The 12,546-nt window shown below is 62.5% G+C and carries 15 protein-coding genes and 1 pseudogene; all 16 read right to left on the reverse strand.

The window, feature by feature from the left end; all coding sequences use genetic code 11:
• Window positions 1-135: 135 nt before the first annotated feature.
• The 16 genes and pseudogenes from LN996_RS21970 to LN996_RS22045 all read right to left on the reverse strand — a co-directional run bounded on the left by LN996_RS21970 (window position 136) and on the right by LN996_RS22045 (window position 12,353).
• Entirely contained in the window at window positions 136-639 is a 504-nt protein-coding gene (locus LN996_RS21970; protein WP_026005636.1) for a DUF3145 domain-containing protein, read from the reverse strand.
• Window positions 640-876: 237 nt separating this feature from the next.
• Complete coding sequence (locus LN996_RS21975) at window positions 877-1,776, reverse strand: tyrosine recombinase XerC (RefSeq protein WP_256492582.1); 900 nt, start codon at window positions 1,774-1,776, stop codon at window positions 877-879.
• An 88-nt stretch (window positions 1,777-1,864) separates the two neighbouring features.
• Window positions 1,865-3,096, reverse strand: a pseudogene (gene dprA, locus LN996_RS21980) (DNA-processing protein DprA).
• Entirely contained in the window at window positions 3,093-4,634 is a 1,542-nt protein-coding gene (locus tag LN996_RS21985) for a YifB family Mg chelatase-like AAA ATPase (protein ID WP_231343160.1), read from the reverse strand. Before LN996_RS21985 ends, dprA begins: the two are co-directional and overlap by 4 nt.
• A complete protein-coding gene (locus LN996_RS21990) occupies window positions 4,635-5,000 on the reverse strand; it encodes a YraN family protein (RefSeq protein ID WP_231343161.1) in 366 nt (121 codons plus the stop codon). It lies immediately after the preceding gene.
• A 103-nt stretch (window positions 5,001-5,103) separates the two neighbouring features.
• Window positions 5,104-5,448: a DUF2469 domain-containing protein gene (locus tag LN996_RS21995; protein ID WP_090818960.1), complete on the reverse strand. Its 345-nt coding sequence runs from the start codon at window positions 5,446-5,448 to the stop codon at window positions 5,104-5,106.
• Between the two features lie 78 nt (window positions 5,449-5,526).
• Window positions 5,527-6,297 (reverse strand): ribonuclease HII, encoded by a 771-nt coding sequence (locus tag LN996_RS22000; protein ID WP_231343165.1) that lies wholly within the window; start codon window positions 6,295-6,297, stop codon window positions 5,527-5,529.
• Window positions 6,297-7,175, reverse strand: coding sequence for a signal peptidase I (gene lepB, locus LN996_RS22005; protein ID WP_231343167.1), 879 nt, complete (start codon window positions 7,173-7,175; stop codon window positions 6,297-6,299). The genes LN996_RS22000 and lepB (LN996_RS22005) overlap by 1 nt, the downstream gene beginning before the upstream one ends.
• Window positions 7,176-7,850 (reverse strand): signal peptidase I, encoded by a 675-nt coding sequence (gene lepB, locus LN996_RS22010; RefSeq protein ID WP_231343169.1) that lies wholly within the window; start codon window positions 7,848-7,850, stop codon window positions 7,176-7,178.
• Window positions 7,851-7,930: 80 nt separating this feature from the next.
• Window positions 7,931-8,284 carry a 50S ribosomal protein L19 gene (rplS, locus tag LN996_RS22015; protein WP_090818948.1) on the reverse strand — a complete coding sequence of 118 codons (354 nt, stop codon included), beginning with the start codon at window positions 8,282-8,284 and terminating at the stop codon, window positions 7,931-7,933.
• A gap of 265 nt (window positions 8,285-8,549) precedes the next feature.
• A complete protein-coding gene (gene trmD / locus LN996_RS22020) occupies window positions 8,550-9,350 on the reverse strand; it encodes a tRNA (guanosine(37)-N1)-methyltransferase TrmD (RefSeq protein ID WP_231343173.1) in 801 nt (266 codons plus the stop codon).
• Entirely contained in the window at window positions 9,351-9,905 is a 555-nt protein-coding gene (gene rimM / locus LN996_RS22025) for a ribosome maturation factor RimM (protein ID WP_231343175.1), read from the reverse strand. It abuts the gene before it with no gap.
• A gap of 129 nt (window positions 9,906-10,034) precedes the next feature.
• Window positions 10,035-10,277, reverse strand: coding sequence for an RNA-binding protein (locus LN996_RS22030; RefSeq protein ID WP_011775119.1), 243 nt, complete (start codon window positions 10,275-10,277; stop codon window positions 10,035-10,037).
• Between the two features lies 1 nt (window position 10,278).
• On the reverse strand, window positions 10,279-10,698 hold the full coding sequence (rpsP, locus tag LN996_RS22035; RefSeq protein ID WP_017199647.1) for a 30S ribosomal protein S16: 420 nt from the start codon (window positions 10,696-10,698) through the stop codon (window positions 10,279-10,281).
• Window positions 10,699-10,935: 237 nt separating this feature from the next.
• The gene (locus tag LN996_RS22040; protein WP_231343179.1) at window positions 10,936-11,373 is read right to left on the reverse strand and encodes a hypothetical protein; all 438 of its coding nucleotides are present in this window, start codon (window positions 11,371-11,373) and stop codon (window positions 10,936-10,938) included.
• A 107-nt stretch (window positions 11,374-11,480) separates the two neighbouring features.
• The gene (locus LN996_RS22045; protein ID WP_231343184.1) at window positions 11,481-12,353 is read right to left on the reverse strand and encodes a VOC family protein; all 873 of its coding nucleotides are present in this window, start codon (window positions 12,351-12,353) and stop codon (window positions 11,481-11,483) included.
• Window positions 12,354-12,546: the final 193 nt, after the last annotated feature.

Genomic DNA, 12,546 nt, shown 5'->3' on the forward strand with positions numbered 1-12,546 from the left:
GGGCCCCCACCCCCGGGCCCGGGGGGACTGCCCCTAAACCCCGGGGCGGCGGCCCTTTTTATTCACACTTCCCGGGCCCCCCCCCCCGGGGGGGGCCCCTCTTCGTTGCTATGGGGTGTCCGTTGCCTCGTCGTGCTAGCCGACCTGGTGCAACCAGCGCACGGGGGCACCTTCAGCTGCGTGGCGGAAGGGCTCAAGCTCTTCATCCCAGGCCTCGCCGAGGGCCAGTGAGAGCTCGTGGTAAACGGCTGAGGGATCTCCAGCACCGGACTCGTACGCGTACCGGATTCGGTCTTCGGTCACCATGATGTTGCCGTGGACATCAGTGACGGCATGGAAAATACCCAGCTCCGGGGTGTGGGACCATCGTGCCCCATCCACTCCCTGGCTTGGTTCCTCGGTGACCTCGTAGCGCAGGTGCGCCCAGCCCCGAAGGGCCGAGGCCAACTGCGCCCCAGTACCGGGCGTTCCCGTCCATGACAATTCGGCCCGGAACATCCCGGGAGCGGCGGGTTGAGGGGTCCACTCAAGATCGGTCCGCTTATCAACGACCGATCCGATGGCCCACTCAACATGCGGGCAAAGTGCCGTCGGGGCCGAGTGCACAAACAGGACACCGCGGGTTGTTGCAACAGACATTCCATCCTCCATAGCTGTAGGTACGTCTTCCCCAACGACCCCTGCCTGGATGTTTGCTGTTGCTGCCGGATGCCCTTGGAAGAGGCGGACCCTGACAGGCTATTCAGTTGTGCGAAGTGCTACTGACGATCTTGGCACAGATGTAACCCTCAACTGTGAATCGAAGGTTTCCCCGTGGTGCTCTTATTTTGCCGCACGCTGCCCGTTTCCGCCAGTGCGGCTCTTGGGGGGACTTGTTCACGCCCGTGGGTGAGCCTGCTGATAGCTCTTGCGGAGTCGGTCAACGGAGACGTGGGTGTAGATCTGCGTGGTTGCCAGGCTGCTGTGACCGAGAATCTCCTGGACGGCGCGTAAATCGGCACCGCCGTCCAGCAGGTGGGTGGCGGCGCTGTGCCTCAGTGCATGGGGGCCCGTCGCAGAGGTATCCCCCAAAGCCTGCAGCAGTTCGTTCACTACGGACCGGATCTGACGGGGATCAACCCTGTTGCCCCGTGCGCCGAGGAACAGGGCGGGTCCACTGGTGGCCGTCAGCAGAGCGGGACGACCTCGCCTGAGCCAGTCGTCTACTGCAACAGCTGCCGGAACACCGTATGGCACAGTACGCTCCTTGTTGCCCTTACCCAGGACGCGCAATGTCCGTCGGTCGGGGTCCAGGTCATCCATATCCAGGCCGGCAAGCTCGCCGACCCGGACGCCCGTGGCATAAAGCAGTTCCACCATGGCGCGATTCCGCACGGCCATGGGACCACCGTCTACAGCCGCAGTGTTCAGATCATCCACGATCCGGTTTACCTGTTTCTGTTGCAGGACGCCCGGCAGAGATTTGTCGCGCTTGGGCGCCTGCAGCCGGACGGCCGGGTCGATGGAAATGAGTTCCTCCCTCAACGCCCATCCGGTGAAGGACCTGGCGGTCGCCGCACGACGTGCCAGGGTTGCCCGGGCCATGCCCGCCTCGCTCTGCGCGCCGAGCCAACGCCGTAGGGAACCGAGCTCCAATTGCCCCAGTTCCTCCACACCCTCCTGCACGGCAAATCCGAGGAGACTTTCCACATCAGCGAGGTATGCGCGGACCGTGTGCGCAGATCTGGCGCGTTCACCCTCAAGATAGCGCCGAAAGCCTTCTACTGCGCTTTGCATCGATGCGGGAAGTGATTGTCCGTCCACGGATACAACTGTGCCAGCATCCGGCAAGAACAAGGCGTATCAACATGATCTTCCGGACCGCCTATGTGTTCCTGTCCCTTTTCCAGGCGCCTCGTTCCGATCGGGCCAACCCCATCAGTCCCAGTCGGCCGAGGCCCGCGCGCACGGCATCCACGCTGAGTCCTGCCACCACTGCCAGTTTCTCCACCGAGCTCGTGGAACGGACCGGCAAAGCGTCGAGGAGGAGAAGGTCCTCCAGGGCCAGGCCGTCATGCACTGCCGCATCAGTACTCCTTTCCTCACTGGTGGATTCGCCCATTCCGCCGGCAAGCTCTGCGATCTCGCCTACGTCCGTGACACAAACAGCGCCACCATCCCGGAGCAGGCGGTGGCAGCCTGCGGAGTTGGCGCTGTGAATGGACCCCGGAACTGTTGCAACAACCCTGCCGATGGATTCAGCATGATTGGCTGTATTGAGGGCGCCGGAACGCCAGCGCGCCTCGACCACCACGGTGACTGACGCCAAGGCAGCGATGATCCGATTTCTTTGCAGGAACCTGTAGCGGGTTGGCGCGGATCCGGGGGAACCTCTGAGATCACAGCCCCTTGGGTGGAGACCGCCCTGAGGAGGTCGTCGTTGCCCGAAGGATAGAATCGGTCCACTCCCCCGGCCATGACGGCTATGGTGGGCAGGTCTGAGGCCCCTCCGCTGAGCGCCCCGCGATGTGCATGGGCGTCGATGCCATAGGCTCCGCCCGAGACCACCGTGTAACCGCGCTGCGCCAATCCATAGGCGAAGTCTCCAGTGACGGAGGCCCCGTAGCTTGTGCTGTCCCTCGATCCCACGAGGGCGATCATTCGACGGGCAGCGGGCAGGGGTTGCTCCGGGCCCCGCCACCACAGGCAAAGCGGCTCCTGGAGCCCAAGGTCCCCTAATTGCTCCGGCCACAGCCCATCTCCCGGAACGATCAACCGGCCACCGAGCCGGCGCATGGTTTCGAGGTCACGGTCCGGGGCAAGGTCGCTGACACGTGGCGCCCATCGCCGGAGGCTGGCTGGAAGCCCTGCCCACGAGGCCGGACCTCCTTCGTCAACGAGCAGGGCGGATATCTCCTGCTCCAGACGCGGACCTGCTGCCAACTCCCCGGTTGCCACCCCCAAGGCGTCGATGGGCCCAACGGCCCGCACCAGTGCGAGCCCCACGGAGTCCTGGGGCTCCATGAGGCGCGCAAGGGCTGCCCTGGCAATCCTTTCCTTGTCCTGCTTCTCCACTGCGGCCACTTCCATCGTTCCCTTCGTGTCGCTATTGCTCATGGTGCGGCCGCCGCCTGGCGGAGCCCGAGGGCTTGGCCAATGTGGTCAATATCCGGAGTCTCGCTGTGTCCCAGGTCTGCAAGTGTCCATGCCAGCCTGAGGACGCGATCGTAGCCTCGAGCGGTCAGGGCGCCCCGTTCCAGCGCGGTGTCCAGAATGCGCGTTGTTCCGGCAGGTAGCCGCAAGTCACCCCTCAAGGTCCGTCCCGGTACCTGCGAGTTGGTTTCCAGCCCCAAAGGCTGCAGTCGCTCGTACTGTCGCAACCTGGCAGCCAGAACCCGGGCGGCCACGGTGCCGGTATCCTCTTCCGTGCCTGCATTCCCGAAATCAGCCAAGGAAACCCGCTCAACCTGTAGCTGGATGTCCACGCGATCCAACAGGGGACCCGAAATCCGACCGAAGTAGCGGCGGCGCATCATGGCAGTGCAGGTGCAATCCATGCCTTTGCCGGATGCCTTGCCGCACGGGCAGGGGTTGGCTGCCAGGACGAGCTGAAAACGTGCCGGGTATGCTGCCGTTCCCGCCGAACGATGAATGACCAGTTCCCCGCTCTCCAAGGGCTGCCGTAAGGCATCGAGGACCCGGCGCTCATACTCCGGGGCCTCATCAAGGAACAACACGCCGCGATGCGCCCGCGAAGCTGCCCCCGGCCGGGGAAGCCCTGACCCACCTCCGATGATTGCTGCTGCGGTGGCACTGTGATGTGGATTCTCGAAAGGAGGCCTGCGTACCAAGCGGACGGCCGAGGACTGCACCGCAGCCAAGGAGCGGATGGCCGTGACTTCCATTGCAGCCGTGTCTGCCAGGTTCGGGAGCAACCCTGGCAAACGCTCGGCCAGCATTGTCTTTCCGGCCCCCGGCGGCCCGGTCAGAAGCATGTGGTGTCCACCCGCGGCCGCTACCTCAAGTGCGCGGCGTGCCTCGCCTTGCCCGGATACGTCGCAAAGATCCGGGACGATGCACGCGGCGTCGGTCTCCTCATCCGGGGCATCCACGTTCGGAGGGTCGTACTCGAGCGCGAGCTCCTTGGGGTCTGCGCCGAAGTCGAAGGCGAGGCGGGCAAGCGTCTTGTAGCCGCGAACCTTGGCACCGGGGACCAGTGACGCCTCAGCGGCGTTGGACTCTGCCACTACGACATCCGGGTAGCCGGCCTGGACGGCCGCCATTACCGCGGGAAGGATGCCCCTGACCGGCCTTAGCCTGCCATCCAAACCCAGCTCCGCAATGAAGACAGTCCCGCCAATGGAGCGGATATCGTTCGCCGCGCAAAGAACTGACATAGCGATGGCGAGGTCAAAGCCCGACCCCCGTTTTGGAAGGGACGCCGGTATCAGGTTGGCTGTGATCTTGCGCCGGCTCAGGGGTATCCCGGAGTTTTGGGCTGCAGATCGGATTCGCTCCTTGGCCTCGTTGAGGGCTGCGTCCGGTAGCCCCAGGATCACGAAATTCGGCAGGGTCTGGCCTATATCGGCTTCTACCTCCACGATGTAGCCGTTGAGGCCAACCAAGGCAACACAGTAGCTGCGTCCCACCCCCATTCAGCCCACGCCCCGCAGGTGTTCAAGCTCAGGCTCGCCCACGCCGTTGTCTATGACCGACACGACGTCGACCCGCCTGCGCGGCGCACTTAGCTCGTGTTCCCGGCACCACGACGATGCCAGCCGGTGGAGCCGGGCCAGTTTGGCAGTCCCCACCGCTTCAAACGGATGCCCATAGTCCAGGCTCCGGCGGGTCTTGACTTCGGCCACCACCAAGGTGTCGCCATCGATCGCAACGATGTCGATCTCACCCTCTGCGCATCGCCAGTTCCTATCAACGATCCGCATCCCCTGGTTCTCCAGGAATCCGGCCGCCAGCGCCTCGCCGGTTCGGCCCAGCAAGTCTTTTGCTCTCATGAGAATCACCTCCGCTGACCAGTTTTCAGGCTGGTGCAGGCGGGCGGCAGGGCCTCACGATGCTATGTGGGTAACCCGGTGGGATCAGTACTGTGGAGGAACAGTGGTGGAGCTAGTTGCCAAGATCTCCGAGGTCGCCGAGGCCGCCATCCTTCGGCAGCGACAACTCTTCGCTACGGGGCAGCTCTTCGACATTGACATCTTTGAAGGTGATCACCCGGACGTTTTTCACGAAACGGGCCGAACGATATACATCCCACACCCAGGCGTCCTGCAGAGTCAGGTCGAAGTAGACTTCGCCGTCCGCGCTGCGGGCCTGAAGGTCCACATGATTGGCCAGGTAGAACCGCCGCTCGGTTTCCACGACGTAGCTGAACAGACCGACAACATCCCTGTATTCGCGGTAGAGCTGCAGCTCCATGTCGGTTTCATAGTTCTCAAGGTCCTCGGCGCTCATAGTTCCATCTTGCACTATCTGCAGGGCAGCCCGCGCCACCACGGACGCCGGAGGAGCACGGCACTGTTCAGGCTGAGGTCAGTCGGCTTGTGGCCCGGTCAGGTTCCAGCTGGTCCGGTGGTAGGCGCTGGGCCCTTGGAGCCGGATCACGTCCCTGTGCCCGGACGTGGCATAGCCTTTGTTTTCATTCCACCCGTAGGCGGGAACCTCCGAATGGAGATCCACCATGATGCGGTCACGGGCCACTTTGGCCAGGACACTGGCTGCGGCAACACTGAGGCAACTCATGTCCGCTTTGACACGGGTATGTACCGGCGCCTCGCACCAAGGTCCAGTAGCGGGCGCATCAAAAAGGGAGGCTTGAAGGTCGGGCGAAAGCCAATTATGGCTGCCGTCCAGCAACACCACATCGGGAGTGATTCCGCCTGCCAGGATCTCAAACCACGCTCGTGTTCCCGCCAGCCGCAATGCAGCGATGATGCCGATCTCGTCAATTTCCCGCGAGGACGCATGCCCCACGGCCGAGGCCACAGCCCAGTCGCGGACCAGGGGTTCGAGCCTGTCCCGGTCTTCGGGCTTGAGCAGCTTGCTGTCCTTGACGTCGGCCAACAAGCCGTGGTCCTCAAGGTTGACCACAGCTATCCCCACGCTGACCGGACCTGCCAAGGCGCCACGGCCTACCTCGTCAACGCCGGCAAGCAAGCGTACTCCCGGCGAGAGGAAAGACCTTTCGATGTCAAGGGTGGGAAAGCCAACAAGGCTTTTGGCCTTTGTGGCCGGTTTGCTCTTCTTCTTGGCGAGGACCTTGACCTGCGTCTTGCCCTTGGGACCGGTAGCCGTTGTTGCCATTACTTTGCCGGGGTGCTCTCAGGGACGTCGCGGAAAACGTCCTGGTAATTGTCAAGGATTGTCCAGCGGTTGACCGGCCAGGCAATGACTGTGGCCTTGCCCTCGACGTCCTCGATGTTGACGAAGCCGCCGTTGGTTTCCTGGTGCGCCCTGGAATCTGCCGAATGGTTTCGGTTATCGCCCATCACCCAGACTTTGCCCTCCGGAACCACGATGTCGAACGGATTGGGCTGTGGTACTTCGGCCGGGTTGATATACGTTTCGTCCAAAGGCACACCATTGATGCTGACGCGTCCCTGGGCGTCACAGCACGAAACCCGATCTCCGGGAAGTCCGATCACGCGCTTGACGAGGTGCTGTTCATTGTCATCGGCAGCCAAGCCCACAAACTCGAGGGCATCCCCTACCCAATCCAGCGGGCCTGCCGGCTTTTTGGCAACGGGGGTCAGCCAGTTCTGCGAGTCTTTGAAAACAACAACATCGCCATGCTGCAGAGCGAAGGGTTCTGGAACAAGGAGATTGATGAAAATGCGGTCGTTGACATCCAACGTGCTTTCCATGGATTCCGATGGAATGTAGAAAGCCCGAAACAGGAATGTCTTCAAGAGGAAGGACAACACCAACGCGATAGCCACCACCGTGACGATCTCCTTGACCCAAACAAGCACCGGGTTCCTGCGAGGCTTCTCCACTGCATGGGCGCCGCCATTGGACACACGGGCCCCAGGATCGCCGCTGTCTCCACTGTTGCCGGGCGCGCTGGACGCAGCGTCGTCGGCCTGGCGGGGTTCCACCACACCGGCCGAGCTCGCCGTTCCGTCCGAGACCCGGGCGTCGTCGTCGTACCGCTCGGGGTTCTCTGGAGCCTTGTCCGGCATCTATTGTCCGTTCTTCGATGTTTCGGCCTGCGTAGAGCGAGGCATCTCTGCAAATCTATCAAGTGGCCAGATGATCTGGACGGGTCGGCCGATCACCCGTTCCACAGGAACCATCCCGCCACCCGGTGCGCCCAGCAACCCTCGGGAGTCGGCGGAACGCGAGCGGTGGTCGCCCATCAGCCATAGGCGTCCCTCAGGCACCACGACGTCGAACTTCTGCTTGCTGGGTTCATCTCCGGGATAGACATAGGGTTCCTCAACCGGCTGACCGTTGACTGTGAGAAGGCCGTTCGAATCGCAGCACTGAACGTGGTCCCCCGGCGTTCCGATCACCCGCTTGACGTAGATCGTTTCGCTTCCGGTCAGTCCGAACCATTGGCTGGCGGCCGATACTGCGTCGACAAACGGGCCCTTTCCGCTGCTCAGCGGGGCGAAGGAACCGCGGCCGTCGAATACCACGATGTCGCCGCGGCGTATCGGTTCGGTATTGAAGGCCGTCCGCGAGACCAGGATCCTGTCCCCTGTACCGAGCAGGGGTTCCATGGATTCAGAGGGAATGAAGTAGACATCCAGCCACAGGGAGCGGACCAACCCACTGATCGCGACCGCAAGCACCAGTGCGAGCAAAACAAAACGCCAGCCCTGTTTCCGGGGCTGGCGTTCGGTTGTGTCCATGACTCGTATCCCTGTTGCGTTGCGGATTGCTCCGGAACAACCGGGCACGAATCCTGGACCCGTTGCGTAAGTCGCAGGACCTACTTGGCGAAGTCGCGCTTTTCCTTGATCTTCGCAGCCTTACCGCGCAGTGCACGCATGTAGTAAAGCTTGGCGCGGCGGACGTCACCCTTGGTGACGACCTCGATCTTGTCGATGATCGGGGAGTGTACCGGGAAGGTACGCTCTACGCCGACACCGAAGGAAACCTTGCGCACGGTGAAGGTTTCACGAACGCCGTCGCCCTGGCGGCCCAGGACGAAGCCCTGGAATACCTGGACACGGGAGTTCTTGCCTTCGATGATGTTGACGTGAACCTTGAGGGTGTCGCCCGCGCGGAACTCCGGAACATCGCTACGCAGCGAGGCTGCATCTACGCTATCGAGGATATGCATTAATCCACTCCTGGTGAACGCCACAGGTCATTCACTTTGGGTTACGGCGAACAAGCCCGGGGCACGAAAGCCAGCCGGAAATTTCCGCCGAAGTTTCTTTGTGTCCGGCTCCACCACTGATTGGTGTCGCCGGGTTGTCCGACTGTTGGCTGAACTCCCCCTGTGGCAGGTGTCAGCCCAGCAGACACAAGGGTTAATTCTGCCACATGCGCACGCATCCGGCCAACTGCCGGACTCCCGGAATGTTCGACGCCGGCAGGCACCTTTAGTTTTCGGCGTCGCCGCCGGGCCGGGCGCGCAGCCGGCCGTCAACAACCGCGTACCCGAGGTCCGCGAGGGCGTTGCGGTCAGCGCGGCTCAGCGTACCGGCGTCGAACCCTTCCAGAAGGTCAGGCCGGCGTTCCGCGGTGCGACGGAACTGTTCGTGGCGTCGCCACTGGGCAATCTTGCCGTGGTTGCCGCTGAGAAGGATGGCAGGGACATCATGGTCCCGCCACGCTGATGGCTTTGTGTAGACGGGGTACTCCAACAAACCGTCGGAGTGGGATTCCTCAACCAATGATTCGGGATTGCCGACCACTCCCGGAAGGAGGCGTCCAACGGCCTCCACCATGGCCAGTACGGCTACTTCGCCGCCGTTGAGCACGTAGTCGCCCAAGCTGACCGGACGTACCGTGAAGTGATCATGAGCCCAATCAATAACGCGCTCATCGATGCCTTCGTAGCGACCACAGGCGAAAACGAGATGGTCCTGCTCGGCGAGTTCATACGCCAGCGCCTGGTTGAACCGCTCGCCTGCCGGTGAAGGAACGATCAGAACGGGCTTGGAACCTTCACGGACAGTGGCAACCGATTCAAGGGCTTGCGCCCACGGTTCCGGCTTCATGACCATCCCGGCGCCACCGCCGTACGGGGTATCGTCAACCGTCCGATGCTTGTCCGTTGTAAAGGCGCGGAGGTCATGGACGTTCAGTTCCAGCAGGCCATCCTGGCGGGCCTTGCCTATGAGAGAGAGCTCAAGCGGGGCAAGGTAATCGGGGAAAATGCTGACGACATCAATCCTCATTCAGGCATCATCCCCTGCGCCATCCTGGGGCTCCGATGTCGTTTCGTCGTTGACCTCAAAGAGGCCGGCCGGCGGCGTGATGAGGATGAATCCGTCCTCAATGTTGACCTCGGGCACGATTTCCTCCACGAACGGAACAAGGATTTCCTTGCCGTCGCCGGTCTTGACCATCAGCAAGTCCTGGACGGGCATGGTGTTCAGCGCGGCAACCTTGCCCACCACCTGCGAGCCAACCCGGGCTTCCAGGCCAACCAGTTCGTGCTCGTACCAGCCTTCGTCGTCGTCCTCGTCGTCGAGTTCTTCTGTTTCGATAAAGAGCTTCGCGCCACGGATGGCCTCGGCAGCATTGCGGTCGGCTATTTCCTCAAAGCCAAGAAGCAGGATGTCCTTGTTCCACCGGGCACTGCGGATGGTCAGCGGGCCGGCCGAGACCGGCTCCACGACGAATTCGGTTCCTGCGACAAATCGTTCCGAAGGCGCGTCGGTGAGTACCTGCACCGTGACCTCGCCGCGAATGCCGTGGGGTTTGCCGATCCGGGCCACCTGGAGCTGCATGGATTCCTCTGAATTCTTGTGTACCGTGCCGCCGGGCAGCCACGGTGATGAAATGGTGGATAAAGCAATCCGGCCCCTCCACCATATTCGGTGAAGGGGCCGGATCTAAGACAAGTAGTGCTGAGCGCGTTACCGGCGGCGGTCGGTGTCGACGACGTCGACCCTGACCTGCTCGCCACCTGCCAAGGCTGCAACCACAGTGCGCAATGCACGTGCGGTGCGTCCCTGACGGCCGATCACCCGTCCGAGGTCCTCCTGGTGAACACGCACCTCAAGGGATTCCCCGCGGCGGTTGTTCTTGGCACTGACCTTGACATCCTCAGGGCTGTCAACGATCCCGCGAACCAAGTGCTCGAGCGCTTCTGCCAGCAACTTACTCAGCCTCGGTGGTCTCTGCTTCAGCCTCGGCCGGAGCTTCGGCTTCGTCCTTCTTGGCCTTCTTGGTGATGGCTTCCGGGATGATGACGGAACCCTTCTCCGGGGCTACGAAGGCTTCCTTCGGAGCTTTGGTCTTCAGGGTGCCTTCCTGGCCCGGCAGGCCCTTGAACTTCTGCCAGTCACCGGTGATCTTGAGGATCGCGGCAACCTGCTCGGTCGGCTGGGCGCCAACGGAAAGCCAGTACTGGGCGCGCTCGGAAGCGACCTCGATGTACGACGGCTCTTCGGTGGGGTGGTACTTGCCGATTTCTTCGATGGCACGGCCGTCGCGCTTGGCGCGGGCATCCATGACGACAATGCGGTAGTACGGTGCGCGCATCTTACCGAAGCGCTTAAGGCGAATCTTTACGGCCACTTTTGTGGTCACTCCTGTTTCTGAAACGAGGTGAACCCGACGTTCTGCACCCGTGGGGCGGGCCATACTGGACGGTTCGAAGGACAAGATACGAGCACGGAGAGAGGGGCCGCACCGATCGAGTACCTGTCTATTGTGCCAGATGCCCGCAGCAAATACGACTTACGCCACGTGGTGCGGTGTGTTGTTGCTCACTCGCAGGATCGAAACGCTGCGTGCGGCGTGGACTCGATGCCGCTATTCGGACCAGACGTACAGCCCGGAGCGCTCCACCTTTTCGACGTCCGTGGCCAAGGCGGCCAATTGCTGGACGTACTGGCGTGATTGGGCAGCGTCGAACGGCATGTCGTCCTGCGCAGCCCAGGCGGCAGCTACGTCGTCGAGAACATTGGCGTCACCTTCGCTCTCGTACGTCAACAGTTCGGCAAGCGCCCGCACCATGGCTTCAGGGACACCCAGGAGCGCATCACTGGTGACATCGACCAAGGCAAGCTCATAGTCAGCTCCGGCGGCATGGACCGCCTGGCCGGCCAAGTCACCCAGCTGCTCGACTTCAAAATCCGTGATGCCATCGATCCTGACGGCAGGACCCACCACATCCGCGCCCTTATCCAGGGCAGCTGCCCGCTTGAGTGCTTCGTCGTGGGTGGCTACAAAAATTTCGGCAAAGCCCATGGAAAGTACTCTCATTCCTTCGTGCTGACGGGGCGGCGGCACGCGAACCGAGTGGCTCCGCGCCGCCACTGACCAGCCTAGTGCAGCGGGGAGCCGCCAGTGGCGCCTCAGCGCACGGCGACGCGCAGCTTGTTGCTCCAGGGGTCGTCAAAGCGAAGCTCGGAGCCGGTGTGATGATGCGCCACGCCTGCTACCTTGAGGCGATCCCCCAAGGCCGCCACGTCTTCCGCGGCGGGGACCTCGATCAGGACTTCGCCCAGGCCGAGCGTATCTTTCCGGGGGCCGGCGCCACGGCTGTTCCAAACGTTCATGGCCATGTGGTGGTGATAGCCGCCGGCTGAGACGAACAGCGCCTGGCCATGCCATCCAGCGGTGCGCTCGAAGCCCAGGGTCCCGACGTAGAACTGTTGCGCAGTCCCAACATCACCTACCTGCAGGTGCACATGCCCGATGTCGGCAGCCGCCTCGCGCTGTCCGGTCACGGCAGCTTCACTCAGGTGCTGCTGCAGGAACCGCTGGGGCGGGAGGGCAACATTGTCCATGACCACATTCTTGCCATCCCACTGCCACAGTTCGCGGGGCTTGTCGTAGTAGAGCTCAATGCCATTGCCCTCGGGGTCGGTGAAGTAGAACGCCTCGCTGACGAGGTGGTCGGCACTGCCCGCAAAGGCGCGGGGCTCATACTCGGCCGCGGTGGCGATGGTCGCCGCCAGCGAAGGCTGGTCCTGGAACAGGATGGCCGTGTGGAACAGGCCGGCTTCGCCGCGCCCGGGAATCTGCAGGCCGGAGGCCGGAGCCAGATGGACCACAGGCTTTCCGACACGCCCCAGATACAGTCCGCCATCCTGTTCGGCAACCACCTCCAGGCCCAGGGCGCGCTGGTAGTAGTCGCTCATGACCTTCATGTCGCCCACCTTGAGCATGACGGTGCCCATGGTGAGTTCGGCAGGCAGAAGATCCTGGCTGATTGGTCTGGTCATGTGAAGCTCCCGTTTCTGAGGTTGCCGCGCATCGGCACCTTCTACTTCTATAAATTACTTGAAGCTTCAATTTATTCCTAACGGACAGTGATGCCCTGGAGGACGACGTGCTTGAGTTCCGATACAGTCTCCGGATGGCGCCTGGGATCGGCACTGCACAGGACGACGTCGGCACCCGCCCCCTCGCTGATCC

This window comes from Arthrobacter sp. AK01, from assembly GCF_021109375.1.
Lineage (GTDB): Bacteria > Actinomycetota > Actinomycetes > Actinomycetales > Micrococcaceae > Arthrobacter.